This is a genomic window from Sphingomonas sp. SORGH_AS_0879, from assembly GCF_030819175.1.
In the GTDB taxonomy this organism is placed as follows: domain Bacteria; phylum Pseudomonadota; class Alphaproteobacteria; order Sphingomonadales; family Sphingomonadaceae; genus Sphingomonas.
The window spans coordinates 938,020-963,274 of the sequence record NZ_JAUTBJ010000002.1 but is presented as its reverse complement, the minus strand read 5'-3'; the positions used below and the strand labels follow the sequence as shown (position 1 = coordinate 963,274).

The 25,255-nt window shown below is 65.2% G+C and carries 27 protein-coding genes and 1 pseudogene; 16 read left to right on the top strand and 12 right to left on the bottom strand.

Annotated elements, in window-relative coordinates:
• Positions 1–3 precede the first annotated feature (3 nt).
• The 5 genes from miaB to QE379_RS05230 all read left to right on the top strand — a co-directional run bounded on the left by miaB (position 4) and on the right by QE379_RS05230 (position 4,736).
• A complete protein-coding gene (gene miaB, locus QE379_RS05250; protein ID WP_306998530.1) occupies positions 4–1,326 on the top strand; it encodes a tRNA (N6-isopentenyl adenosine(37)-C2)-methylthiotransferase MiaB in 1,323 nt (440 codons plus the stop codon).
• A 408-nt stretch (positions 1,327–1,734) separates the two neighbouring features.
• Positions 1,735–2,733, top strand: a complete 999-nt coding sequence (locus QE379_RS05245) for a PhoH family protein (RefSeq protein ID WP_306998528.1) — start codon at positions 1,735–1,737, stop codon at positions 2,731–2,733.
• 87 nt (positions 2,734–2,820) lie between these two features.
• A complete protein-coding gene (gene ybeY, locus QE379_RS05240; protein ID WP_306998526.1) occupies positions 2,821–3,336 on the top strand; it encodes an rRNA maturation RNase YbeY in 516 nt (171 codons plus the stop codon).
• Between the two features lie 9 nt (positions 3,337–3,345).
• Positions 3,346–4,251 carry a hemolysin family protein gene (locus QE379_RS05235; RefSeq protein WP_306998525.1) on the top strand — a complete coding sequence of 302 codons (906 nt, stop codon included), beginning with the start codon at positions 3,346–3,348 and terminating at the stop codon, positions 4,249–4,251.
• Positions 4,252–4,259: 8 nt separating this feature from the next.
• Positions 4,260–4,736 carry a GNAT family N-acetyltransferase gene (locus QE379_RS05230; RefSeq protein WP_306998523.1) on the top strand — a complete coding sequence of 159 codons (477 nt, stop codon included), beginning with the start codon at positions 4,260–4,262 and terminating at the stop codon, positions 4,734–4,736.
• A 308-nt stretch (positions 4,737–5,044) separates the two neighbouring features.
• Here QE379_RS05230 and QE379_RS05225 read toward each other — a convergent pair whose 3' ends face one another.
• Positions 5,045–5,842, bottom strand: coding sequence for a hypothetical protein (locus QE379_RS05225; protein WP_306998521.1), 798 nt, complete (start codon positions 5,840–5,842; stop codon positions 5,045–5,047).
• Between the two features lie 168 nt (positions 5,843–6,010).
• On the opposite strand from QE379_RS05225, the gene QE379_RS05220 reads away from it, so the two are divergent.
• Positions 6,011–7,339 carry a sorbosone dehydrogenase family protein gene (locus QE379_RS05220; protein WP_306998519.1) on the top strand — a complete coding sequence of 443 codons (1,329 nt, stop codon included), beginning with the start codon at positions 6,011–6,013 and terminating at the stop codon, positions 7,337–7,339.
• Positions 7,340–7,388: 49 nt separating this feature from the next.
• On the opposite strand, the gene QE379_RS05215 is transcribed toward QE379_RS05220, so the two are convergent.
• Genes QE379_RS05215 through QE379_RS05205 form a run of 3 tightly spaced genes read right to left on the bottom strand, consistent with a single transcriptional unit; the run spans position 7,389 to position 8,789 of the window.
• The gene (locus tag QE379_RS05215; RefSeq protein WP_306998517.1) at positions 7,389–8,018 is read right to left on the bottom strand and encodes a LysE family translocator; all 630 of its coding nucleotides are present in this window, start codon (positions 8,016–8,018) and stop codon (positions 7,389–7,391) included.
• Between the two features lie 40 nt (positions 8,019–8,058).
• On the bottom strand, positions 8,059–8,361 hold the full coding sequence (locus QE379_RS05210) for a polyhydroxyalkanoic acid system family protein (RefSeq protein ID WP_306998515.1): 303 nt from the start codon (positions 8,359–8,361) through the stop codon (positions 8,059–8,061).
• The gene (locus tag QE379_RS05205; protein ID WP_306998513.1) at positions 8,358–8,789 is read right to left on the bottom strand and encodes a VOC family protein; all 432 of its coding nucleotides are present in this window, start codon (positions 8,787–8,789) and stop codon (positions 8,358–8,360) included. The genes QE379_RS05210 and QE379_RS05205 overlap by 4 nt, the downstream gene beginning before the upstream one ends.
• A 228-nt stretch (positions 8,790–9,017) precedes the next feature.
• Here QE379_RS05205 and lnt point away from each other — a divergent pair, with 228 nt between their 5' ends.
• Positions 9,018–10,568, top strand: coding sequence for an apolipoprotein N-acyltransferase (gene lnt / locus QE379_RS05200; protein ID WP_306998511.1), 1,551 nt, complete (start codon positions 9,018–9,020; stop codon positions 10,566–10,568).
• Positions 10,569–10,609: 41 nt separating this feature from the next.
• Complete coding sequence (metK, locus tag QE379_RS05195) at positions 10,610–11,809, top strand: methionine adenosyltransferase (protein WP_306998510.1); 1,200 nt, start codon at positions 10,610–10,612, stop codon at positions 11,807–11,809.
• A 294-nt stretch (positions 11,810–12,103) separates the two neighbouring features.
• Here the strand turns inward: metK and QE379_RS05190 are convergent, their stop codons facing one another.
• Positions 12,104–12,907 (bottom strand): formate/nitrite transporter family protein, encoded by an 804-nt coding sequence (locus QE379_RS05190; protein WP_306998509.1) that lies wholly within the window; start codon positions 12,905–12,907, stop codon positions 12,104–12,106.
• Positions 12,908–12,971: 64 nt separating this feature from the next.
• Between QE379_RS05190 and trmB the strand changes: the two genes are divergently transcribed.
• The 5 genes from trmB to QE379_RS05165 all read left to right on the top strand — a co-directional run bounded on the left by trmB (position 12,972) and on the right by QE379_RS05165 (position 17,262).
• Positions 12,972–13,652, top strand: a complete 681-nt coding sequence (gene trmB / locus QE379_RS05185; protein ID WP_306998507.1) for a tRNA (guanosine(46)-N7)-methyltransferase TrmB — start codon at positions 12,972–12,974, stop codon at positions 13,650–13,652.
• Positions 13,653–13,772: 120 nt separating this feature from the next.
• Positions 13,773–15,014 carry a site-specific integrase gene (locus QE379_RS05180; RefSeq protein ID WP_306998505.1) on the top strand — a complete coding sequence of 414 codons (1,242 nt, stop codon included), beginning with the start codon at positions 13,773–13,775 and terminating at the stop codon, positions 15,012–15,014.
• Positions 15,015–15,104: 90 nt separating this feature from the next.
• Positions 15,105–15,599 carry a hypothetical protein gene (locus tag QE379_RS05175; protein WP_306998503.1) on the top strand — a complete coding sequence of 165 codons (495 nt, stop codon included), beginning with the start codon at positions 15,105–15,107 and terminating at the stop codon, positions 15,597–15,599.
• A gap of 62 nt (positions 15,600–15,661) precedes the next feature.
• Positions 15,662–16,827, top strand: a protein-coding gene (locus QE379_RS05170) for an IS3 family transposase (protein WP_373461696.1) whose coding sequence is annotated in 2 segments (ribosomal slippage) — positions 15,662–15,923 and positions 15,923–16,827 — 1,167 coding nt in all. Because the reading frame shifts where the segments join, the coding sequence is not laid out codon by codon here.
• A 39-nt stretch (positions 16,828–16,866) separates the two neighbouring features.
• Positions 16,867–17,262, top strand: a complete 396-nt coding sequence (locus QE379_RS05165) for a hypothetical protein (RefSeq protein WP_306998501.1) — start codon at positions 16,867–16,869, stop codon at positions 17,260–17,262.
• Between the two features lie 242 nt (positions 17,263–17,504).
• Here QE379_RS05165 and QE379_RS05160 read toward each other — a convergent pair whose 3' ends face one another.
• The 5 genes from QE379_RS05160 to QE379_RS05140 all read right to left on the bottom strand — a co-directional run bounded on the left by QE379_RS05160 (position 17,505) and on the right by QE379_RS05140 (position 20,182).
• Positions 17,505–17,633: a hypothetical protein gene (locus QE379_RS05160; protein ID WP_306998499.1), complete on the bottom strand. Its 129-nt coding sequence runs from the start codon at positions 17,631–17,633 to the stop codon at positions 17,505–17,507.
• Between the two features lie 168 nt (positions 17,634–17,801).
• On the bottom strand, positions 17,802–18,308 hold the full coding sequence (locus QE379_RS05155; RefSeq protein ID WP_306998497.1) for a hypothetical protein: 507 nt from the start codon (positions 18,306–18,308) through the stop codon (positions 17,802–17,804).
• Positions 18,305–18,637 carry a hypothetical protein gene (locus tag QE379_RS05150; RefSeq protein ID WP_306998495.1) on the bottom strand — a complete coding sequence of 111 codons (333 nt, stop codon included), beginning with the start codon at positions 18,635–18,637 and terminating at the stop codon, positions 18,305–18,307. The genes QE379_RS05155 and QE379_RS05150 overlap by 4 nt, the downstream gene beginning before the upstream one ends.
• Positions 18,638–18,840: 203 nt before the next feature.
• Complete coding sequence (locus tag QE379_RS05145; RefSeq protein WP_306998493.1) at positions 18,841–19,392, bottom strand: hypothetical protein; 552 nt, start codon at positions 19,390–19,392, stop codon at positions 18,841–18,843.
• Positions 19,393–19,975: 583 nt separating this feature from the next.
• Positions 19,976–20,182 carry a hypothetical protein gene (locus QE379_RS05140; RefSeq protein WP_306998491.1) on the bottom strand — a complete coding sequence of 69 codons (207 nt, stop codon included), beginning with the start codon at positions 20,180–20,182 and terminating at the stop codon, positions 19,976–19,978.
• A gap of 137 nt (positions 20,183–20,319) precedes the next feature.
• On the opposite strand from QE379_RS05140, the gene QE379_RS05135 reads away from it, so the two are divergent.
• Positions 20,320–20,766: a hypothetical protein gene (locus QE379_RS05135; RefSeq protein WP_306998489.1), complete on the top strand. Its 447-nt coding sequence runs from the start codon at positions 20,320–20,322 to the stop codon at positions 20,764–20,766.
• 81 nt (positions 20,767–20,847) lie between these two features.
• The gene (locus QE379_RS05130) at positions 20,848–22,116 is read left to right on the top strand and encodes an isoprenylcysteine carboxylmethyltransferase family protein (protein ID WP_306998487.1); all 1,269 of its coding nucleotides are present in this window, start codon (positions 20,848–20,850) and stop codon (positions 22,114–22,116) included.
• A 97-nt stretch (positions 22,117–22,213) separates the two neighbouring features.
• Here QE379_RS05130 and QE379_RS05125 read toward each other — a convergent pair whose 3' ends face one another.
• Both QE379_RS05125 and QE379_RS05120 read right to left on the bottom strand, forming a co-directional pair.
• Positions 22,214–23,587, bottom strand: coding sequence for a glutamate--cysteine ligase (locus QE379_RS05125; RefSeq protein WP_306998486.1), 1,374 nt, complete (start codon positions 23,585–23,587; stop codon positions 22,214–22,216).
• A gap of 45 nt (positions 23,588–23,632) precedes the next feature.
• Positions 23,633–24,377, bottom strand: a pseudogene (locus QE379_RS05120) (16S rRNA (uracil(1498)-N(3))-methyltransferase).
• A 76-nt stretch (positions 24,378–24,453) separates the two neighbouring features.
• Here QE379_RS05120 and ppk2 point away from each other — a divergent pair.
• On the top strand, positions 24,454–25,209 hold the full coding sequence (gene ppk2 / locus QE379_RS05115) for a polyphosphate kinase 2 (protein ID WP_306998484.1): 756 nt from the start codon (positions 24,454–24,456) through the stop codon (positions 25,207–25,209).
• The last annotated feature ends 46 nt before the right edge of the window (positions 25,210–25,255 follow it).

Sequence of the window (25,255 nt, the reverse complement as noted above, 5' to 3'; positions counted from 1 at the left end):
GTCATGCCCGCATCCCCCAAGACCTTTCACGTCAAGTCCTTCGGCTGTCAGATGAACGTCTATGACGGCGAGCGCATGGCCGAATTGATGGCCGCGCAAGGCCTGTCCGCGACCGACGACGCCGCCGCCGCCGATCTGGTCGTGCTCAACACCTGCCACATCCGCGAAAAGGCGACCGAGAAGGTCTATTCGGACATCGGGCGTCTTCGGAAGGACGCGGGCGAACAGGGCCGCAAGCCGATGATCGCGGTCGCGGGCTGCGTCGCGCAGGCCGAGGGCGCGGAGATCGTCCGTCGCGCCAAGGTGGACGTGGTCGTCGGACCGCAGGCCTATCACAACCTGCCCGCACTCGTCGCCAAGGCGGCGGCGGGCGAGGCGGCGCTCGACACGGACATGCCGGTCGAGTCGAAGTTCGGCCACCTGCCCGGTCGTCGCAAGGTGAACCCGTCCGCCTTTCTGACGGTGCAGGAAGGCTGCGACAAATTCTGCACCTATTGCGTGGTGCCCTATACGCGCGGCGCGGAGGTCAGCCGTCCCTTCGCGGCGATCGTCGACGAGGCCAAGGCGCTGGTCGATGCGGGCGCGCGTGAGATCACGCTGCTGGGCCAGAACGTCAACGCCTGGAACGATGCGGACAATCGCGGCCTGCACGGCCTGATCCGCGAGTTGGACCGGATTCCGGGGCTGCACCGCATCCGCTATACCACCAGCCACCCCAACGACATGACGCAAGGGCTGATCGACGCGCACCGCGATGTCGAGAGCCTGATGCCCTTCCTGCATCTGCCGGTCCAGTCGGGCAATGACCGCATCCTGAAGGCGATGAACCGCCAGCATAGTCGCGACAGCTATATGCGGCTGATCGACCGCGTTCGGGCGGTGCGGCCCGACATCGCGCTGTCGGGCGATTTCATCGTCGGCTTCCCCGGCGAAACCGAGGCGGAGTTCGCCCACACGCTGAGCCTGGTCGATGCGATGGGTCATGCCCAGGCGTTCAGCTTCAAATATTCCCCCCGCCCCGGCACCCCGGCGGCGACCATGGCGGACCAGGTTCCGGCGGAGGTGATGGACGACCGACTCCAGCGCCTGCAAGCGGCGCTCAACCGCGACCAGCACGCGTTCAACGCCGCCAGCGTCGGCCGGACCTGCACCGTGTTGATCGAACGGCGCGGCAAGCTGCCCGGCCAGATGCTGGGCAAGTCCCCCTGGCTCCAGTCGGTCCATCTGATCGGCGACCACCGGATCGGCGATCTCGTCGAGGTGGAACTGGTCGCGGCCGGTCCCAACTCGCTGACCGGACAGGCAAAGATCCGCGAGGCGGCGTAAGCCCCTTCCTTTCCTCCGTTCAGGCTGAGCGAAGTCGAAGCCCACGCCAAAGATTTTGTTCACGCGAAGGCGCAAAGGCGCTGCATTTGCGGATGATGCATCTCGTCATCGCAGCCGGAAGACTTTGAGGCGACCGGAGGCTGATGGACACAGTGCGCAGCCGGGCGTACCATCTTTGCGCCTTCGCGGCTTCGCGTGAACCATTTTCCTTTGATCGCGCAGAGGCGCAGAGAGCGCGGAGGTAGAAGAAGGTCTCCCGATCGCGAGGGTGGGCTCTTCTTCTCTGCGCCCTCTGCGCCTCCGCGCGCCAAAAACCTCCCGCCGTCACACCTATGTCATGCAATTTCGCTGGCGTTCCGATCCCGTCGCCCCCATCTTGGTGGCAACCACAGACGGTGAAAGGACCGCATGAGCCGCAAGCCCCTCCCCGCCCAGGCCGGTGAACGCAGCCGGGCGGAACTCAGCTTCGACAAGCCGCAAGTGCTGGCGCAGCTATTCGGCCAATATGACCGCAATCTGGTCGCGTTGGAAAATCGACTGGGCGTCTACATCACCGCACGCGGCAACCGGGTGGGGCTGGAGGGAACCGCCGAGCAGGTCGGCCTGGCCCGCGACGTGCTGAACGACCTTTATTCCCGTATCCAGCGTGGGGAAGAGGTGGACACCGGCCTGGTCGACGCCTTGATCGCGATGGCGTCCGAACCGACGCTCGACGGTATCCTGAGCGCGGAACGTACCTCCGCCCCGCCGATCATGATCCGCACGCGCAAGAAGACGATCGTCCCGCGCACCCCGGCCCAGGCGCATTATATGAAGCAGCTCGTGTCGAACGACATGATCTTCGCGCTCGGGCCGGCGGGCACCGGCAAGACCTATGTCGCGGTGGCGCAGGCGGTGGCGCAGCTCATCACCGGCTCGGTCCAGCGGCTGATCCTGTCGCGCCCGGCGGTCGAGGCGGGCGAGCGGCTGGGCTTCCTGCCCGGCGACATGAAGGAGAAGGTCGATCCCTATCTCCGCCCGCTCTACGACGCGCTCTATGACTGCCTCCCCGCCGAGCAGGTGGAACGGCGCATCGCCAGCGGCGAGATCGAGATCGCGCCGATCGCCTTCATGCGCGGCCGGACGCTGGCCGATGCCTTCGTCATCCTCGACGAGGCGCAGAACACCACGCCCGCGCAGATGAAGATGTTCCTGACCCGCTTCGGCCAGAACAGCCGCATGGTCATCTGCGGCGATCCGAACCAGGTCGACCTGCCCGGCGGCGTCGCGGCGTCCGGCCTGGCCGACGCGGTCCGCCGACTGGAGGGCGTGGAGGGTATCGCGATGAGCCGCTTCACCGCCGCCGACGTGGTCCGCCACCCGATCGTCGGCCGGATCGTCGATGCCTATGAGGGGCCCAACGCCTGACCCTGCTTTCGATGGCGTAACGGTGGAACTGTTGTTAGGGGGCGGCGATTTTCACCTCGTCCGCACCCTATTTCCGGAAAGGCTCCGATGATCGAGATTGCGCTGATCCATGAAGAGCCCTGGTCCGGGGACGAAGACCAGTGGACCGCGCTTGCCACCCGCGCCGCGCGCGCCGCGATCGAGCGGACGCCGCATGGGCCGCTGCTGACCACGCCCGCGACCATCGAGATTTCGGTCCGGCTGACCAGCGATGACGAGGTCCATGCGCTGAACCGCCAATATCGGCAGAAGGACAAGCCGACCAACGTCCTGTCCTTCCCCATGGTCCAGCCCGACCTGATCGAGACGGTGACGCAGAATTCGGACGATGGCGAGGTGTTGCTGGGCGACATCGTGCTGGCCCATGGCGTCTGCGTCGCGGAGGCCGCCGAGCGTGGCATCGCGACCGAAACGCATGCGACTCATCTTCTGGTGCATGGCGTTCTGCATCTGCTAGGCTATGACCATATGAACGATGACGAGGCGGAGGCGATGGAAGCGATCGAACGCGACGCGCTGGCCAGCCTCGGCATCGACGACCCCTATCACGTACGCGAGGACTGACACCCCCCGATGGCCGACGGCCCCAGTAGCAGCACCGGCAACGGTGACTCCAACGAATCCAGTATATGGCGCGGGCTGAAAAGCCTGATCTTCGGCGGCGAGCACGAAGAATCCCTGCGCGACCAGCTGGAAGACGCGATCGACCGGCATGAGGGCGATCCGGGCCCCGACGCCAAGGGCGACCTGACCCCGCTGGAGCGGCAGATGGTCCGCAACCTCCTGCATTTCGGCGAGCGCGATGCCGGTGACGTGGGCGTGCCCCGTGCCGACATCATCGCGGTCGAGGAGCGGACGACCTTCGACCATCTGGTCCAGATCTTCGCCGAGGCGGGGCATAGCCGCCTGCCCGTCTATCGCGAGACGCTCGATTCGATCATCGGCATGGTCCATATCAAGGATGTCTTCAACATCCTGGCGACCGGGGCCGCGCACCCTGAGACGATTTCCGGGCTGATCCGCGATCCGCTCTATGTCCCCATGTCGCGCGGCGCGCTCGATCTGCTCGCCGATATGCGCCAGAAGCGGGTGCATCTGGCGGTGGTGCTGGACGAATATTCGGGCACCGAGGGCCTCGTCACCATCGAGGATCTGATCGAGGAAATCGTCGGCGAGATCGAGGACGAGCATGACGACGCGCCGCAAGCGTTGCTGGTGCCGCTCGACGGCGGGGCCTGGGATGCGGATGCGCGGGTCAGCCTGGAAGAAGTCGGCCGCGCGGTCGATCCCGCGCTCGAAGAGGCCGAGGACGATGTCGACACGCTGGGCGGCCTGACCGCCGTGCTGGCGGGTCAGGTTCCCCCGACCGGCACCTGTATCGACCATCCCAGCGGCTGGCGGATCGAGGTGACCGAAGCGGACGAACGCCGCATCCATCGCCTGCGCCTGCATCCGGCGGTGGCGTCTGAAGTCGAGTGACCGAAACCATGTCGGAGGACCTTATCCGCGCCTATCGGGCGGCGGACCGGGATGCGTGCCTGGCGCTGTTCGACGGCAACACGCCCGGTTTCTTCGCGCCGTCGGAGCGGGCGGATTTCGTGCGTTTCCTCGAACGCCACGCGGCGGAATGGGCGTTTCAGGTCATCGAGCGGGACGGGCATATCGTTGCCTGTGGCGGCTTTGCCTTGGGGACGGACGCCAGCACCGCGCATCTGTGCTGGGGCATGGTGGAGAACGGCCTCCACCGCCAGGGTCTGGGTCGCCTTCTGACGCAGGCCCGGCTGCACGCTGCGGCGGAGATGCCGGGCGTCGCCCAAGTGCACCTCGACACCAGCCAGCACAGCGAAGGCTTCTACGCCCGCTTGGGCTTCCAGACGGAGCGCGTCACGGTCGATGGTTACGGTCCGGGGCTGGACCGATATGATATGGTGCGAACGGTTCAGAGCGCGATGATATCAGGCTGATCCACCCCTCTCCTTCCGGGAAGGGGCTCGGGTCGGGTCGATGTCATCCGGCTCGATCGACAAGCGCCGATGGCAAATCACTCGCTCGATCACACTAGCCATTCCGATGCGTTAGCGTGAGTGAACGACGCGCGATATGAAGCGTGCCAGTGCATAGGCGTCGCCTTGGAGCATCGTAAATCCCTCCAGAGCGAAGCGGGCACGAGGACTTGCCAGTTTCAAGAATCGATGGCGTGAATAACCTCCCTGACATTCGCGCCATCGAAGGCCGCCGGTGCGCTCCCCTGTGGCACCGGCGGCCGCCATGGTCAGGCGGCAGGAAGCAGCGAGTCCACGTCGCGCACCGCCACGATCCAGCGATAAAAGGCGTCGGTCAGCGCGTAACGGAAAAACAGCGGCTCGACCTCGATCCGCTTGGGATTGCCCAGGCAATGTCTGGCCCGGTCGAGGATGCGATAGACATATTGGGTCTGTAACGCCGCATCGCCATGCGCACGCACCATCCGTGTGGTTTCCTCCGGCTCCGCACGAACCAGGCATTGCGTGACCTGCGCCCGGATTTTTTCGTCCGGATAGGCGAAGAGCAACCGCTGCTTCTCCCGCGCCTCCAGTCGGGCGATCGCCGCCGGATCGTCGACCTCCTGCGCCGTCAGGGCAGCGTCAGGGGCGAATCGCGCGATCGCCGCTTCCAACACCGCGCCACGGTCATAATTGCTGCGGCACACCGGCAGGCCCGTGACGGTATAGACCTGCCAGCAACTCGCCAGATCGGGCGGCGGAGGCAAGGGCGGTGACGGCATGTCGGGCCAGCAGGCCTGATTGGCACGGATGAAGCTGTCCATCGCGAGCAGGGTCGTCGGCCTGTTGGGCTGACCATCGATCGCGCGACGCAGGACCTTGGGCGGGAAGAAGGGCGCACAGCGGACGAACATCTGCGCCTTTTCATCGAGCGTGCGGTTGACGATCCGGTCGCTCTGCACCGTGATGCCCGGTGGCGGCGGGGCCTGGGTGCTCGGCAGCCTCTCGCCCTGAACGACGACATCCCGCCCCGGCGATCCCTTGGGCGTGTCGCGATCCTGCGCCGCCCCCGGAGTTGCTGCCACCACCAACGAAAGGATCGCGATCCCCCGGCTCCATATCCCCATGCGCATGTCATGCCCTCCCAAGCCTTGCCCACGCCGTCCGCAGAATGTCGGAAATATCGTTTCGGTGCCAGTGCGAGATTTGCGCAGGGCCCCCTTCCCCCCACGCCGGCATCGGCCTAGTTTCGCGCCATGCGCAAACATGTCCTGATCCTGCTGGCCATTTTCGTTCTGGTCGGTGTCGCCGTCTTCGCCTGGCTCGCCTGGCCCGATCGGGCGCGGTTGAGCGTCGATCAGGTCGCCGGACGCCAACCGACGATCCAGGCCCCGCGCGAGCAGGTCATTCCGACCGTCAACATCGCCAAACCCGTGGGCTGGACGAACGGCGCGAAGCCGAGCGTGGCGCAGGGCCTGACCATTCGGTCCTTCGCCACCGGGTTCGACCATCCGCGCTGGCTGTACGAACTGCCCAATGGCGACGTGCTGGTCGCCGAGACGAACTCGCCGCCCCGCCCCAGCGCCGGGCTGGTGCAGCGGGTGATGAACTTCTTCCTCGGGCGCGCGGGTGCGGCGGTGCCGTCGGCCAACCGCATCACCTTGCTCCGCGATACCGATGGCGACGGCGTGGCGGACGTGAAGACGCCGTTCATGACCGGGCTCAACTCGCCCTTCGGCATGGTGCTGTTCGACGGGCAACTCTACATCGCCGACACCGACGCGCTGGTCCGCGTGCCCTATCGCGAGGGAGAGACGAAGATCACCGCCAGGCCCGAAAAGGTCGTGCCGCTCAATCCGGCGGGCAATCACTGGGCGCGCAACGTGATCGCGTCGGGTGACGGGCAGACGCTGTTCGTCTCGGTCGGATCGTCGAGCAACATCGCCGAGAACGGCATGGACGCCGAAAAATACCGTGCCGCCATCCTCCAGGTTTGGCCCAAGGACAAGAATTGGCGGATCTATGCGGCGGGGCTGCGCAACCCGAACGGCATGGCCATCAATCCGGGCAACGGCCGGCTGTGGACCGTGGTCAACGAGCGCGACATGCTGGGCTCCGACCTGGCGCCCGACTATCTGACCCAGGTCGAATTCGGCGACCATTTCGGCTGGCCCTGGTATTATTGGGGCGGCTATCCCGACACGCGGGTCGAGCCCGCCAACCCCGCGCTCCAGCAATATGTGAAGCGTCCCGACTATGCGCTGGGGCCGCACGTCGCGGCGCTGGGCCTGACCTTCTCGAAGGGGGCCAGGCTGGGCGACCGGTTCGCCAAGGGGGTCTTTATCGGCGAGCATGGCTCTTGGAATCGCAAGCCCGCCTCGGGCTACAAGGTGGTGTTCGTACCGTTCGGCGCGAACAACTTCCCCGTCGCCAATGCCAAGCCGGTCGAGGTGGTCGGCGACTTCCTCAACGCCAAGGGCGAGGCACAGGGACGGCCCGTGGGCGTAATCGTCGACAAGACGGGCGGGCTGCTCGTCGCGGACGATGTCGGCAACGTGGTGTGGAAGGTCAGCGCCGCCCGGTGACGCGGCGGCAGGCTTCGGGGGCGAGGATCCTGCTCGCCCCCTGACCCGCTCAGGCGGGCTTCGCCTTCAGGAGCGCCAGGCCGAAGCCCATGAAGATGACGCCGGTCACCCGGTTGAACGCCCGCTTCACCATCGGCCTGCTCATATAGCGCGACAGCGAACGCCCGCCGAACGCATAGACGACGTACCAGAATGCCTCGATCACCGCGAAGGTCGCGACTAGGATCGCGAACTGCGGCACCTGCGCCCTGGCGGGATTGATGAACTGCGGCAGGAAGGCGACCGCGAACAGGATCAGCTTGGGATTGCTGATCCCGATCAGAAAGCCGCCGCGAAACACCGCCAGCCGCGACAGACTCGGCACGATCGGCGCGTCACCGACATCGACGGGTGCGACATTCGCCCGCCACGCCTTGACGCCCAGGAACAGCAGATAGGCGACGCCCGCATAGCGGATCACCTCGAACGCCCCCGGCAATGCCAGCAACAGGGTGGTGAGGCCCGCAGCCGAAGCGGCGAGGACGATCACCACCGCGCTCAGGCACCCGGCCATGGCGGCGACGCTGCGCCGCAACCCCATATCGACCGAGCGGGTCATGATGTGCAGCATATTCGGGCCGGGCGTCCCGGACACCAGAAAGACCGCCCCGACGAAGAGCCACCAGGTGTGAATCGCCATATACCCCCCTTTTCCCCCTTAGCGGGCGTAGGACACGCCCTTACTTCAACAGCTTCGGCGCCTCCGACCGGATCACCGCCTCCAACTGGCTGGAAAAGAGCGACAGGAAGGCGGGCAGGTTCACCACCGCATGAACCTTGTCCTCATAGACGGTCGCCTGCGCACCGATCGACTGGCCCATGGCCCCGACGGTGAAGTGCATCTTATCGCCGTCCCAGCGATGCTCGACCGTGGCGCCGCCGGGAATCAGCTTGCCGATCTTGCCGATGCCGCCGTCCAGCCGTTCGCGCACCCCCGCCTTGCCGAGCTGGTGCGGGATATCGAGGGAGATGGGCGCGCTCATGCGGTCATCTCCGTGGCGAACAGCATCGAATCATCGGCAAAGGCCTTGAACTCCAGGGCATTGCCGCTGGGGTCGCGGAAGAACATCGTCGCCTGCTCGCCGGGCTGCCCCTTGAAGCGAACATAGGGCGCGATGCCGAAGGCGATGCCCGCCGCCTCCACCCGCGCGGCCAGCTTGTCCCAGTCGGGCATGGTGAGGACCACGCCAAAATGGGGGACGGGCACCTGATGACCATCGACCGCATTCTCCACCGCGACGGGCTTCGCGGCGGGGTCGAGATGCGCGACGATCTGGTGGCCGAACAGGTCGAAGTCGATCCAATGGTCGCTGGATCGCCCTTCGGGGCAGCCCAATACCTCGCCATAGAAGTGTCGGGCGGCGGCCAGATCGTGGACCGGGAAGGCGAGATGGAAGGGGCGTAGGGTCATGAGGAGAAGCTAGGGTCTGGGGGCGGGTTTTTCCACCTCTTGCAGCTATGCCCCTCCACCACCCGGCTTTGCCGGGCGGTCCCCCTCCCCAAGCACAGCTTGGGGAGGAATGGGCTGCACAAATCCTCCCCAAGCTGTGCTTGGGGGACCACGGACAGCATGGTGGAAGGGGCATAGCCGCACATCCCGCATTGCTCCTGTCACAGCCACGCGCCATATCCTGCGCCCGTGACCCGCTATCCCGCTCTTATCGCCCTGATCGCCGGGGCCGTCGCCGCCTGCGGCTTCGCGCCGCTCGACCTGTGGCCGCTGTCCATCGCGGGGCTGATCGTCCTGCTGGCGCTCGTGCAGGATGCGCCGAACATCCGGGGCGCGCTGTGGCGGGGATGGGCGTTCGGCGTCGGGCATTTCACCGTCAACAACAACTGGTTCCAGCACGCCTTCGACTTTCAGGACAAGATGCCGCCGGTACTCGGCTATTTCGCGGCGGTCGGGCTGGCGCTGTATCTGGCGATCTTCCCCATGGCGGCGGCGGGCGTGGCATGGCGATTTCGCGGGAAGCGCCGCGATGCCGCCCCCGATGCGGCTTATGTGCTGATCTTCGGGGCCGCGTGGATCGCCACCGAATATCTGCGAGCGCGGCTGTTCACCGGCTATGCCTGGGACCCGCTGTCGGTCGTCTGGCTTCCGGTGATCGGCGTGGCGCGGGTCAGCGCGCTTGTCGGCACCTATGCGCTGTCGGGGCTGACGGTGGTGCTGGCGGGCGCGATCTGGCTGGCGATGCTGCGACGCTGGCATCTGGCGGCGGTGATGGTCCCGGCCTGCGGGATCGCCGCGCTGTCCGCCCCCCTCACCCGCGCGCCCGATCCCGCACCCGACGCGCCGCTGGTGCGGGTCGTCCAGCCCAATGTCGCGCAGGATCAGCGGGGCGAGAGCGACGGGCCGATCCTGCTCGAACGGCTGATCGCGCTGTCGGGCCGTCCCGGCGCCCGCCCCCGTCTGGTCCTGTGGCCAGAGGGCGTGGTGCGCGACATGATCGAGGACGGCTATCCCGACTGGGCCTATTTCGGGTTCAACTATGCGCCGCCATTCTGGGATCGCCGCCGGATCGCCAGCGTTCTGGGGCCGCGCGATACCGCGCTGGTCGGCGGCACCGCGCTGAACTTCTCGCCGGATCGTCGCCAGGTGACCAGCGCCGCCAACAGCGTGTTCGCCATCTCGTCGCAAGCGCGGATCATCGGCCGCTACGACAAGGCGCATCTCGTGCCTTATGGCGAATATCTGCCCATGCCGTGGCTGCTCAAGCCGCTGGGCCTGGCGCGCCTGGTCCCCGGCGACATGGATTTCAGCGCGGGGCCCGGCCCGCGCAATCTGCGCATACCCGGCTTCGGACCGGTCGGGGTGCAGCTTTGCTATGAGATCATCTTCTCGGGCCAGGTGGTCGACCGGGCGCATCGTCCGCGCCTGCTGTTCAACCCTTCCAACGACGCGTGGTTCGGGCGCTGGGGCCCGCCCCAGCATCTAGCGCAGGCACGGATGCGCGCGATCGAGGAAGGGCTGCCGATCCTGCGCGCGACGCCCAACGGCATTTCCGCGATCATCGCCGCCGATGGCCGGCTGGTCGCCACCGTCCCGCATCTGACCGCCGGGGCCGCCGAAGCCCCCCTGCCCGTCGCGCTGGCCCCTACCCTCTTCTCCCGGATCGGCAATATCATGGCGCTGGCCATCGCCATGGCGCTGGCCGCGATCGCCGTTGCCATCCGCCGTCGCGGTCGCTAGAGGACATATAAAGCTATCTTTATATCCTTATGAGGACGGGAATGCGGAACTCGTACATCTTCACCTCGGAATCGGTTTCCGAAGGTCACCCCGACAAGGTCGCCGACCAGATCAGCGACGCCATCGTCGACCTGTTCCTGTCCAAGGACTCCGAAGCACGCATCGCGTGCGAAACGCTGACCACCACCAACAAGGTCGTGCTGGCGGGTGAAATCCGCTGCAAGGGCGTGTTCGAGAACGACCAGTGGGCCGAAGGCGCGCTGGAGGAGATCGAGCAGACCGTGCGCGATACCGTCAAGCGGATCGGTTACGAGCAGTCGGGCTTCCACTGGCAGACCTTCGACTTCTCGAACAACCTGCACGCTCAGTCGGCGCACATCGCGATGGGCGTGGACGAGAGCGGCAACAAGGACGAAGGCGCGGGCGACCAGGGCATCATGTTCGGTTACGCGACCGACGAGACCCCCGGCCTGATGCCCGCCACCCTTTATTACAGCCACAAGATCCTGGAAAAGATGGCGGCCGACCGCCATTCCGGCGCGGCCCCCTTTCTGGAGCCCGACGCCAAGAGCCAGGTCACCCTGCGCTATGAGAACGGCGTGCCCGTCGGCGCGACCGCGATCGTCGTGTCGACCCAGCATTCGGCTGAGTTGTCGAACGAAGCGGGCCAGGCCAAGCTTCGCGACTATGTGAAGTCGGTCCTGACCGACATCCTGCCCGAAGGCTGGCTGCCGGACGACAAGCAGATCTACGTCAACCCGACCGGCCTGTTCGAAATCGGCGGCCCGGATGGTGATGCCGGCCTGACCGGTCGCAAGATCATCGTCGACACCTATGGTGGTGCGGCTCCGCATGGCGGCGGCGCGTTCAGCGGCAAGGACCCGACCAAGGTCGATCGCTCGGCCGCCTATGTCGCGCGCTACCTCGCCAAGAACGTCGTCGCGGCGGGCCTGGCCAAGCGCTGCACCATCCAGCTTTCCTATGCGATCGGCGTTGCCGAGCCGCTGTCGGTCTATGTCGACCTGCACGGCACCGGCACCGTCGAGGAAGCCAAGCTGGAGGCTGCGCTGCCCAAGCTGGTCCGCCTGACGCCCAAGGGCATTCGCGAACATCTGAAGCTCAACGCGCCGATCTATTCGAAGACCGCCGCTTATGGTCACTTCGGCCGCGAGGCGGAAGGCGCGCTGTTCACTTGGGAAAAGACCGACCTAGTCGACCGGATCAAGGCCGCCGTCGCCTGATCCGATCATCATCGGCAAAAGGAAAAGGGGGGCTCCGGCTCCCCTTTTTCGTTTTTTAAAGCCGGATCGATATGGAGTTGATCCCCCCTACAGGGGATCGTTGCGAAAGATCAGCGTCCTGTCCTTTTCACGCACCACCCCGGCGAAGGCCGGGGTCCGGTGACGTCGCGATGGGAGCGGCTTACCAACGCCTCCCCCAACGGGATCCCGGCCTTCGCCGGGATGGTCTGGCGGGTTTTGCCACGATCCCCTGAAGGAGAGGGGCTCGGCCAGGATCAACTCCATGTCATCCCCCTAATCCCGCGTTTCGCCCTGAACCTGACCATGCGCGAGCAGGGTGAACAGCCCCGCCCCGCCGATCAGGTTGCCGAGGATCGCAGGCATCAGCAGCCCGAACAGCGCCCGCTCCAGCGTGACCTGTCCGGTGAACAGCAGGAGGAAGGTCTCGTCCGCGCCGACGATCGAATGGCTGAACCCGGCGATGGCGATGACATAGGTGATCGCCAGGATGATCCAGAAGGCCTGGGTCCGGCCATTGGGCAATATCCACGCGACGACTGCGATCAGGAACCCGGCGGGGATCGCATTCACGAACGTTTCCCACCCGCCCAGTTCCAGAATGCGCGCCGACACCGATAGCATCGCCTCGCGAATCTCGGCATTGCCCAGCGCCCCGCCCGCGACCATCGCCGCCGCCAGCGCGGTGCCGATCAGATTGGCGAGCAGCACGATCCCCCAAAGCCGCAACGTCCGCCGCAAGGCCCAGCCCGATGGCCTGGTCACCAGCGGCAGCATCGCGGTGATGGTGCTTTCGGTGAACAACTGCATCCGCCCCAGGATCACGACCAGAAAGCCGACCGGATAGCCGAAGGACGCGACCAGTCCGCGCCACGGCGCATCGGGCAGTCCGGCATGGAGCGCCCCCTCGGCGATCAACGAACTGTGGATCGCGATCCCCGCCGCCAGCCCGGACCAGAACAGCGCGCCCGCCGGACGGTCGAGTTCACTCTCCCCCGCCTCGCGCACGGCACGGTGAAGATCCTTGGCATCGGCCGCCTTTTGCGCCGTGCCCCCAGACGCGCCTTCATTCTGTTCCATCGTGCCCCGCCAACGAGCGAGCCCGGCCTTGGCTCCCCTCCCTCCCCGCGCTAAGGGCCCGGCGATGAACGATCCGACGACGATCCGCCGCCTTTATGGTCGGCGACAGGGCCACAAGCTGCGCCAGGGCCAGGCCGCGCTGGTCGAGGAGATGCTGCCCGGCCTCAGCGTGCCCGAGGACGGGCCGCTCGACGCCAAACGGCTGTTCGGCGACGACCGCCCGCTACAGGTCGAGATCGGCTTCGGCGCGGGCGAGCATCTGGCCGGCCAGGCGGAAGCCGCGCCCGGCACCGGCTTCATCGGCTGCGAGCCGTTCCTGAACGGCGTGGTCGGCGCGCTCGGCCATATCCGCGACCGCGAGTTGAGCAATGTCCGCCTGCACATGGGCGACGCGCTGGAGGTGATCGAGCGGCTGCCCGATGCCAGCCTGGAGCGGGTCTATCTGCTCCATCCCGATCCCTGGCCCAAGGCGCGCCATGCCAAGCGGCGGATGATGAACCACGGCCCGCTCGACACCATCGCGCGCAAGCTGAAATCGGGTGGCGAGTTCCGCCTCGGCACCGACGATCCGACCTATTGCCACTGGTCGATGATGATCATGAACGCGCGGGAAGACTTTGCCTGGCAGGCGCGCACGCCGACCGACTTCCTGACCCGCCCCGCCGACTGGCCCGAAACCCGCTACGAACGCAAGGCGCGGCGCCAGGGACATGAGGTGTGGTATTTCAGGTATATCCGGCGCTAGGCCCTCCTGTTCCAGCTTCGTTCACCCCCTCCCCTCTCGTACCCTCATCCCGGCGTTTCCTTGATGTTCCCCCCACTTCCCGCTACGGTGATTGCCAGGTGATTGCTGGCGGGGCACGAAATGCCGACGGGAAAGGTCAATAAAAGGACGATCGACGCGCTCCGTCCGGGGCCGTCGGCCGCCTTCCTGTGGGATGAAGACCTGAAGGGGTTCGGGGTGAAGATCACCCCGGCCGGGGCGCTGTCCTATGTCCTGCAATACCGGATGGGCGGGCGCGAGGCGAAGACCCAGCGCTTCACGATCGGCGGCCATGGATCGCCCTGGACGCCCACCACAGCACGCACCGAGGCGGAACGGCTGTCGGTCCTGATCGCACAGGGCATCGATCCGGCCGAGGCGGAAAAGAAGCGCCGCCGGGAAGCGGTCGACCTGGCGTTCAGCGCCTATGCCGATAGCTTCCTGAAGTCGTGCAAGGGTGATGGCTGGCGCGCCCTCGTCGAGCGGTCGCTGCGCATCCATGTGAAGCCGGTGCTGGCCAAGAAGGCCCTGCCCCTCATCACGCGCGCGGACATCGTCATGGTGTTCGACGCCATGCCAGCCGATCAGCAGGCCGGACGCCGCAATGTGTTCGCGATCCTCCGGCGCCTGTTCAAATGGGCGATCTGGCGTGGCGACATTTCCATATCGCCGATGGAGGGCATGGAGACGCCGCCGCCAGTGAAGGCGCGGGATCGCGTCCTGTCCGACGACGAACTGCGCCGCGTCTGGCTTGCGGCTCCCGGTTGCCATCGCTGCTTCGGGCCGATCATCCGCCTGTTGATCGTCACCGGCCAGCGCCGCGAGGAAGTGACTGGCATGGCGTGGACAGAGCTAGACCGCGCGAAGGCCCTGTGGCGCATTCCAGGCGAGCGCACGAAAAATGCCGAACCCCACAGCGTGCCGCTCAGCCGACTGGCAGTCGAGACGATCGACAAGATGGCCAAGGGGGACAAATGGCCGCGCAAGGGGCTGGTGTTCACGACGAAGGCCGACAAGGCGTTCACAGCCCATTCCAAGGGCAAGGAAAAGATCGACGCGCTGCTGGCCAAGGACGGTGGCGAACCGATCCCCGGCTGGCGGCTGCACGACCTGCGCCGTACCCTGGCGACCGGGTTCCAGCGGCTGGGCATCCGCTTCGAGGTGACCGAGGCCGTGCTGAATCACCTGTCCGGTGCAAGATCCGGCGTTGCTGGTGTGTACCAGCGTCATGAATGGACCGACGAGAAACGGACCGCGCTCGACGCCTGGGCAACGCATATTCAACAGGTTCTGACCGAGACAGACGAAACCAACGTGATTGCGCTCGCTGAAAGGCAGGCGTGATGCTGGGGCGGCTAGGGTAGCTCCCGAACGGCTGGTTCCCGCCCAGCCTGCCGCCCCTTCCATTATGCGGATGCGCTGGGAGGCGCGCACGTGACCTACTGGAACGAAATAGCCTTTTCCACGACCATCGTGCCGCCTGGATACCTACGAATCCCGGATGTCTTCGAGATCATAGGGCGTCATTTCTTTTCGGCTGTGAAAACGTGGACCGGCGAGGAGTCAAAATTTGACGAGCGCATCGTGCATTTGCCGCCATGTGATGCCGTGTACGGCCCAGACGGCGATCGGATCATCGACAAGCGCCTGTACAATTTTGGATCCTCGATCGTCCGTCGCGTGCTTTCTATCCCTAGTGAGCCTCAAATCAATCTGACGCGAGATCAGTGGCTGCAAGCCGATGATTTACGGCTAAGATGGAAGGGAAGGGAATCAGAGCTATCCGATAGACAGCTGCATATTTTCTGGATCTTGTATCGACTCGGAATGAGCAACAATTTCACCTATTGCCACATAAACTCTAAAGGCGGAATACGCGAGATCGACAAGTCAAATTGGAACGTAACTTGGGACGTAGCTTGCGACTGACGTGACCCCCGTTTCTTCATCCAACTGGAAGTAGAGACCGTCTCCTTAAAGGGACGGACGGAATGAAGCGGAAGCAGTTTTCGGAAGAGCAGATCATCGGCATCCTGAAGGAGGCCGAGGCGGGTGCGGTGGTGACGGAGCTGTGCCGCAAGCACGGGATGTCGAGCGCGACTTACTATGCGTGGAAGGCGAAGTTCGGCGGCCTGGAGGTGTCCGACGCAAAGCGCCTGCGGTCGCTCGAAGAGGAGAACGCCCGGCTCAAACGGCTACTGGCGGACACGATGCTGGACAATGCGGGGTTGAAAGACCTGCTGTCAAAAAAGTGGTGACGCCCGCCGCGAAGCGGCAAGCGGTCGCGCATCTCCAGGCGACGCTGGGGATGAGCGAGCGGCGGGCATGCACGGTCGTTGGGGCAGACCGCACGAGCATGCGGTATCGCTCGTGCCGGGCGGATGATGGCGACCTGCGGTCGCGGCTGCGCGAGCTGGCGCAGCAACGCCGACGGTTCGGCTATCGGCGTCTGCACATCCTGCTGCGCCGGGACGGCATCACGATCAACCGCAAGAAGACCCAGCGGCTCTATCGTGAGGAGGGTTTGACGGTCAGGCGCCGGAAGGGACGAAGGCGCGCCACAGGCAGCCGTGCGCCCGCGTCAGTGCTGGCGCTTCCCAACCAGCGCTGGAGTCTGGACTTCGTCCACGACCAGCTCGTGACCGGCCGTCGGTTCCGCGTGCTCAACATCGTCGATGACGTCACGCGCGAATGCCTTCGGGCGGTGGTGGACACGTCGATCTCGGGCCGGCGGGTCGTGCGCGAGCTGGCCGATCTGATCGCCGAGCGTGGCAGGCCGAAGATGATCGTCAGCGACAACGGGACCGAACTGACGTCGAACGCGGTGCTCGCCTGGTCCGGCGATGCCCGCATCGAGTGGCATTACATCGCGCCGGGCAAGCCCACGCAGAACGGGTTCGTCGAGAGCTTTAACGGTCGCATGCGCGACGAGCTGCTCAACGAGACGCTGTTCTTCACCATCGGTCAGGCCCGCTCGATTCTGGCCCGCTGGGTCGACGACTACAACAACGAGCGTCCGCACTCCTCGCTCGGCTACGCCACTCCGGCAGCCTTCGCTGCCGGGCTCGAACAGCAACGGGCGGGGTTAACCCCGCCCGTTGCTTCACCTGCGCTTATGCGCGAAAACCACGGTCGGTCTCTGGTTGCCGCTGGATGAAAGACCGGGGTCACGTCATTCCCGACGATGGTGTCAGCCGTGGCTGTGCGTGAAGACGGATGGGCGCAGCGGGGCGGGATAGATCGGCTGCTCACCCTGTCGTGCGGGCGGACGTACACGGTCGACGAGAAGGTGCGCATCCACGATTGGCCTGACGTCCTGCTGGAGCGATGGTCGGACGAAGCGCGCCGGGTGCCGGGGTGGATTCAGAAACCCTTGGCGGCCGACTTTATCGGGTACGCCTATGCCCCGGCCGGGCTGTGCCTGCTGCTGCCCGTCGTACCGTTACAGCGCGCCTGGCGGCAGCATGGGCGCAAGTGGATCAACCTCTACGGGACGCGGTCAGCGCAGAATCCTGGCTATGTGTCGGTCGGGGTTCCGGTGCCGCGTCATGTGCTTATGCAGGCGATCGTCGAGGCGATGGTGGTCAATTGAATCATAAGGCGCCCCGCTTCAATAACGGGGCGCCTTATGTCACTTCTTCCGCTTTGCAGGCGAGCGCTTGATCGTTTCAACAACTGCGCCCGTCTTATTGGCACGGGCCTTTGCAACAGTGATAAAGCGCCCAGTCGTAGCGTTGCGTCCGATCTTCATTGCAACTTCCTTTTTACAAAGATTGGGGGTTCGCTTCGGCGCCCCAAAATCCCCCGGCTGGAAAGCCCAGCCGGGAGTTCAGGTCAAACGTCGATCCAGATCGGGAAAGCGCGCTTGCCAAACTGGCGGGCGTAGAGCCGCGTGCCGTCCTTGGTCGTAATCCACGGCCGAAACACCAGGCGCTTGCCCGGCGGCGGAATCATGGTCGCCATAACGATACCCTTTCAGGGTAGTGGCCCGATGATCTTTGCGTCCAGAATCTCGTTGTGCTATCGCACGAGCTGCAAGGCCTGAGACTGGATCGCGCACCTGCACAGGGGCCGGTTCTGAACAGGAAAAGGGTGAAGGGGTTCGAGTTGGCGCTCGGACCCCTTTATTCTTTAAGCCGCCTCCCGGTGAGCTTCGGTCCAGCGTTGCCGATGCGTGAAGCGCACCGGCCGCTCTGGCCCCTCATCACCTTCTTCAAGGTTTTTCGGCATTTCACGGATCAACTCCGCGAATTTGTTTGGATCAGAGGCAGCCAAGATTGCCGTAATCCGCAAAAGGCGCTCCTCTGGCCCGGGAATTGGCACCTGGTTTTTCTCCCATCGTGCTACCGTCTGACTCTGCACGCCTAAACTGTGGCCAAGCTCCGCCTGGGTCAGATCAATGGCATGCCGCATGAACCGAATGTCGCGGCCCGAAAGGGCTTTCCGATACATGGCGAGATGGAGCGCGATGGCCTTGTGCAAGCCTTCAGCGTCCTCCGGCAGAATGCATTCTTCGCCGCCTCGCTCGACGACCTCGAAACCATCGACCAGCCAAATGTTATCAAGCCCGCACGCCTCATAGAGGCGGGGCTCGGCAGCGGCCTTACCGCCGCTGATGCAAAAAAGGTCCGTGTTCATGGCTGTGGATCCCAAGAAATATCCTCGACGAAAATCCTCCCCTCACTCAGCGTCAGCGTGACGGCGCCGCCCTGGCGGAAGCCCCTCGCATTGAATCCGGCGATACATACCCATTCTCCCATCGTATTTCCCCGCTTCGCATGGCTAAGCAGTTCGCATCGCTTCAGCGCCCGGGTCATGATGACGTCGTTAACGTTCGCGTTCCTCATCGCCTGCATGGCGCGCGGCATGATGTACACTTTGCCAGCGGCAGCCACGTTACGGACTCGATCTCGCAAGCCGTCAAACGGCAGAATGAATTGGACCACTGCTCGACTATGCAACGTCATGACGCCTATCATAGTGATAGGTTCCGACCTGTCAATGCGGGACAGCCTCTGCTAGCGAAAAGCACCACCAAGCCAACGGGGCGCTTGTTCGCGGCAAAATGGCGAGGAAGGCAGTGACTACCTCAGGCAAAGACCCCTCGACGGCCTTAACACCCGCACAGCTGTCGGATGACCAGGTGCAGTTGACGGGGCGCCTCGACCAGTCAGATCAATAGCTTGGTAAAAAATGGCAGGCAAATGCCGCCGAGCCAGCACGCATAAGCAGCGTTTTGAAAAGCGATGGCCGCCATCGAATATTGAAAGTCCACAAGGGGCGACTTGTGGTGCTCATCCATCGCCGTGCCAGCAGAATTCCAGTCCGACGCCTCATAGGTAGCCGCCAGTCGCTTTGCAGTCACGTAGCGAACAAAGGCGTCGCCTGATTCGGTCGTATATTTATTGGAAGCGATAAGTGCAGCGATCCCCGCGCATACCAACCCAAGCACGAACGCCGCTGCTGACCACACCGCTACTCTATTTGTCAGCCCCACCCACACTGCGCCCTTTCCGTCACCACCCATCGCGGCCATCAATCCGGCCAGCGTTGCACCATTCAGCGCCATTGCTCCAAACCGAAGCCGGTCGTACATCTGATCACGCCGGGTTATAAGGTACTCATAGCGCGCACGTGCGAAGGCATGTTCTGCGGCGGCATCGAAGCCATTGGCGGGGTCGAGGGCGCGAATGGCTCCTGCTGAGTCTGGCGGCTGATTCATGGCAGCTATTTCCGATTGAGTGCGACCGCGACGCAGGCAACCAAGAGGGATAGGATGGAAACCCCCAACGCCCAGCGCGCTGTACTCCCCTCACGGCGGCGCAGTTCCGCAGCGATCACCGTATGGAGAACGCTGTCATTTGTCCGAACCCTAGGCATCAAGTGAAGATCATAGTCGCTAAGCCTGCGCGCCAATCCTGGCGTAAGCTCATGCAGACCTGTTATGTCCTCTATGCGGAGAGTACCCCGGCGATCCCATGGCTTCCACCAAGGCCCAAATCGCGACACCTCAATTTGCCGCCGTGTCATCGCCAGCGTCACTTTCATAAGCCCTCACGCGAATCCTCGGTGGTGAACACCAACCCTGTCAGGATTTACACGGATTTGCCCGCGGCAAAACCGGATGAGATAAATGACGGGCGATGTACCCAAACAGCGTCCCGTGATTACCCGGTGATTGCCAAAGGCTAACCATGCCGATCACCGCAAGGCCAAAAACGTCAGAAAACCGCCACACTCAAGCTTATATAACCCTAAAATGTGGTATTTCCGGTATATCCGGCGATAAGCGACCGCAAAGGCGATCAGACGGTCAAGGGTCCCGACCTGATCCCGCCCCGGCCCGTCAGACCGGCAAGCGGCGCGGGCGGTGCCAGATGGCGACGGGCCATTTCGGCGCCGATCGCGGCGATGTCCTCGCGGTCGCCCGCGCCCGTGGCCATGGTAAAGGCGGCGAGCAGGGTCTGGTCGTCCATATATTCGATCAGGTCGGGGTCGAGCATCGGGTTCATCGCATCCTCCCATTTTCTAGTCTGGATCAATAACCAGCGGATTGTCCACCGGTTGCCTCGCCTCCACGATCAATCCCTCTGGTCGCGCATGACCCCGCCGCTATAGACGACCGCCTTGTATCGGGAGGGAGCCGGACTTGGTCGATGACAGCTGGGGCGTGACGCCCGCCAAAGGCGGTTTGCGCATCCGTACCAATGACAGTCTGGAAGAACGCGCCGCCGCGCGGGCGAAGGCGCGCGAGGCGCGCGCCGGCGAGCGCGAATCGCTGATGGCCAGTCGGCTGGAGGCCCGCGCGGCGAATCGTGAGCGCGACATCGCCGCGCGGGAGGCCGAACGCACCGCCCGCCGCGAGGCCGAGATGGCCGCCGCCGCCAAGGACCCCCACGCCGCCGCCGCCAAGCGCCACCGGACGTCGGGCCGCAAGGACGTGGTGCGCGAACAACGCGACACGCGCGGCTATGCGACGCTGGTCGACGAAGGGCGGATTCGCGAACTCGCCAAGCGCGGTGCGTCGCTGGGCGGATTGGCGGGCGCGTTCGGGATCAGCGAGGAGGAGATTCGGGGAATATTGGCGGCGGAGTAGTTCATGATCCTCCCCGTGCGGGGAGGATTGTGATCGCCCCTAACGCCTTGCTTACCGAAATAGGCTAAGCCCTCGCATTCCATGGCCGATCCGTCCTCTCCGTCAGCCCGCCCGCCGCGCCCCGCCTCCGCCGTCAGCCATGGCGTCGGGCTGGCGGGGCTGGTCGGATCGGTCGCGTGGATCGCCTTAGCGCGGTGGCGGCATCTGGACGGGCCTTATGCGGCGCTGTTCCATCTGCTGTGCGCCGGGGTGCCGATGCTGCTCTGGTCGGTCCTGGTCGACCAAGTGCATCGCCGTCCCTCGACCGGCATCGACTGGGAGCATCCGCGTCCGTATCGCGAGACTCTGGACATCAGCCTGACCAAGCTGGCCGGGCTATGGGCGACCTTCGGCGGGATCGCGCTGATCTTCGCAACGGGGCGCTTCTATTGGCAGGGCATTTTCCTGTTCGCGATGAACTGCCTGGCCTGGGCCGCGCCGGCGTTGTTCCTGCTGTCCATTCCTTATGTGTTGTGGCTCGACCGGCGGCTGGTGGAGCCCAGGGACGGCGCTTGGATGCTGGGGGCGTGGCTGACCGGGCAGCCGGGGGTGGAGGCGGAGGCGATCCATGCCCATCTGCGGGCGTGGGCGGTGAAGGCGTTCTTCCTGCCCTTCATGCTGGGGGTGGTGCCGGGCGGGTTCGGGATGTTCGTGCGTGGCGACCTGTCCGTGGTGCTGCACGATCCGGTGGCGCTGGCCAACTGGCTGATCACGCTGATGTTCCTGATCGACGTCGCCTTCGCCACGGTCGGATATATGCTGACCCTGCGGCCGCTCGATGCGCATATCCGCTCGGCCAATCCCTATGCGGCGGCGTGGGCAGCGGCGCTGATCTGTTACCCGCCGACCATCCTGATGACCAATGGCGGGCCGCTCGACTATCGACCAGGCACGGCGGAGTGGAGTTACTGGTTCGCGGGGCATCCCGTCGTGCTGGCCGCGATCGGAACGGTCCTGGTCGGGCTGACGGCCGTCTATGCCTGGTCGACCGTGGCGTTCGGCATCCGCTTTTCCAACCTGACCCACCGGGGCATCCTGACCCACGGGCCCTATGCGGTGTCGCGACATCCGGCCTATCTGTCGAAGAACATCTTCTGGTGGATCGCAACCATCCCGATCCTGTCGACCGGGACATGGGTGGATGCGGCGCGCGCCACCATCCTGTTGGGGGCAGTCAACGGTGTCTATTACTGGCGGGCCAGGACCGAGGAACGGCATTTGTCCGTCGATCCGGCCTATCGGGACTATTCGGAGTGGATGGCGCGGTACGGGTTGGTGCCGCGCTTCTTTGCGTGGGTGATGGGGCGCTAGCGGCCCTTGGCCTTCGACTTCGCTCAGGCTGAACGGCGGTGGGGGATTAATTCAACATCCGTTCAGGCTGAGCGAAGTCGAAGCCTACGGGAAAACCTCAGAAGCTCGCTTCCCCGTAGACCCGCGCAATATCCGCACCCCATTCGCCGTTATACCGATCGAGCAACCCTTGCGCGGGCACCTTGCCCGAGCGGACGATCTCGCGCAGCGGGTCGAGGAAGCCGGTTTCGTTATCCCCCGCCCCGTTCAGCCGCCCACGTGCGGCAAGCCCCGCATGGGCGATGTCGAGCACCTCGCCCGCGATATCGCGCAACCGCCCGCCACCCGGCAGCGGCGCGTCGAGCGCCAGTTCGGGCACCGCGTCCCGCAGCGCCTGCCGCTCGGTCAGCGACCAGCCCTTGACCAGATCCCAGGCCGCATCCAGCGCCGCGTCGTCATAGAGCAGCCCGACCCAGAGCGCGGGCAGCGCGCAGATGCGGTTCCACGGGCCACCATCGGCGCCGCGCATCTCCAGGAAGGTCTTGAGCCGCACCTCGGGAAAGGCGGTCGACAGATGGTCGTTCCAGTCCTCGATCGTCGGCAACTCGCCCGGCAGGACCGACAGCTCGCCCTTCAGGAAGTCACGGAACGACAGGCCCGCCGCGTCGATATACTTGCCGTCGCGATAGACGAAATACATCGGCACATCGAGCGCATAGTCGGCATAGCGCTCGTAACCGAACCCGTCCTCGAACACGAAGGGCAGCATGCCGGTGCGCGCGGGGTCGGTGTCCGACCAGATATGGCTGCGGAAGGATAGCATGCCGTTAGGCTTGCCTTCCGTGAAGGGCGAGTTGGCGAACAAAGCGGTCGCCAGCGGCTGGAGCGCCAGGCCGACCCGGAACTTCTTCACCATGTCGGCCTCGGACGCATAATCCAGATTCACCTGGATGGTCGAGGTGCGCAGCATCATGTCGAGCCCCAGTGAGCCGACGCGCGGCATGTGGCGCAGCATGATCGCATAGCGGCCCTTGGGCATGATCGGCAGTTCGGCGCGGGTCTTGTCGGGCCACATGCCGAGACCGAGGAAGCCCAGGCCCAGCTTCTCGCCCGCCGCCTTCACCTGTTGCAGATGGCGACCCGTCTCGGCACAGGTCTGGTGCAGATTGTCGAGCGGCGCGCCGGACAGTTCGAACTGGCCGGCGGGCTCCAGGCTGATCGAGCCGTCCGCACCGTTCAGTGCGATGACGTTGCCGCCCTCCAGCACCGGCTCCCAGCCATATTGCTCCAACTCGCCAAGCAGCGCGCGAATGCCCGAGGCCTCGTCATAGGAGGGCGCATGATGGTCGCCCAGCGCATAGACGAATTTCTCATGCTCGGTTCCGATCCGCCAGCGGTCGCGGGGCTTTTCCCCGCGTGCGAAGCTGGCGATCAACTGGTCGCGGGACTCGATGATGGCGCCCTTGGCGGTGCTCGCGGTCTTGGTGCTCATGAACCGCGCCTTACGCGGGCGCGCGCGGCGACGCCATAGGGTGAATCAACACCAGTCGCCCGCCGCCGCCATCCATAGCGACACCGCCGCCGCCGCCGCCGTATCGGCGCGCAGGATGCGCGGGCCCAGGCCGATGCCGATGGCGGACGGGTGCGCCCGAATCGCCTCGCGCTCCTCAGCGTCGAAGCCGCCCTCCGGCCCGATCAGGATCGCCGCCGGACCTTTATGCGCGCGCATCGCCTCCAGCGCGGGGACGCCCCCGGTCTCGTCGGCGAAGAACAGCGCCCGCCCCTCCGGCCAGTCGCGGAGCAGCGCGGGCAGTTTCACCGGTTCGGCCACTTCCGGCAGGGCGGTACGGCCGCATTGCTCGGCCGCCTCGATCATGTGCGCGCGCAGACGCTCGGTATTGGGCTTGTCGACCACGGTGCGGCGGGTGACGACCGGCACCAGCCGCGCGACGCCGAGTTCGCACGCCTTTTCCGCCAGCCAGTCGACCCGCCCCTTCTTCAGCGGCGCGGCGCATAGCCACAGGTCGGGCACCGCCTCGCGCTCGCGAAGCCGCTCGGTCACATCGAGTGTCAGGTCACGCTTGCCGACCGACGCCGCGACGCCCAGCCATTCCCCGGTGCGGGTCGTCGAACAGCTTGACCGGATCGCCGACCCGGGTGCGCATCACCGACACCAGATAATGCGCGGCGGGGCCGTCGATGCGGATCGGTCCCTCGGCCAGCATGTGCTCGACGAACAGGCGGGGCGTGGATTGGGGCGGCCAGGCGGGGGTAGCGGGCATCGGCTTCGCTTACACGGGTCGCGCGGCGCTTGCCACTTTTGCGGTTTCGGGTGTTTCTTCCCCCAAGGAGGTGACGATGGCGAAACACTATCACGAGGAACTGGAAGCACTCCAACTGGCGCTGGTCCGCACCCAGATGGCGATGGCGGACACCGACGAACGCGTCGTCATCGTGCTGGAAGGGCGCGACGGGGCGGGCAAGGACGGGACGATCAAGCGAATCACCGAGCATCTCTCGGTCCGCGCCACCCGCATCGTCGCTTTGCCCAAGCCATCCGATCGCGAGCGGACGCAATGGTATTTCCAGCGCTACGCCACCCATCTGCCTGCGGCGGGCGAGATCGTGATCTTCAACCGAAGCTGGTACAACCGCGCGGGCGTGGAGGTGGTGATGGGCTTCTCCACCGCCACCGAGCAGGAGGCGTTCCTCCGCGACGCCCCCGATTTCGAACGGATGCTGGTCGAAAGCGGCATCAAGCTGGTCAAGATCTGGCTCGACATCTCCAAGGACGAACAGGAGAAACGGCTGGAGGCGCGGCGCACCGATCCGCTGAAGGCGCTGAAGGTGTCCGACATGGACAAGGTCGCGCAGGCCAAATGGGCGGACTATTCGGCGGCGCGCGACACGATGCTGACCCGCACCCACACCCCCTTCGCGCCGTGGCATATCGTCCGTGCCGACGACAAGAAGGACGCGCGGATCGCGATCATCCGCCACATCCTCCACCGCATCGCCCCACCCGAGATCGCGACGGACGTCAAACTGCCCGACCCCGACCTGCTCTTCCCGTTCGACATGGCGGCGCTCGAGGATGGACGGCTGGCGAAATAGGGCGCGTTCAGACTTTCCTTACCCCGATGCGCTTTAACGGCGCGAC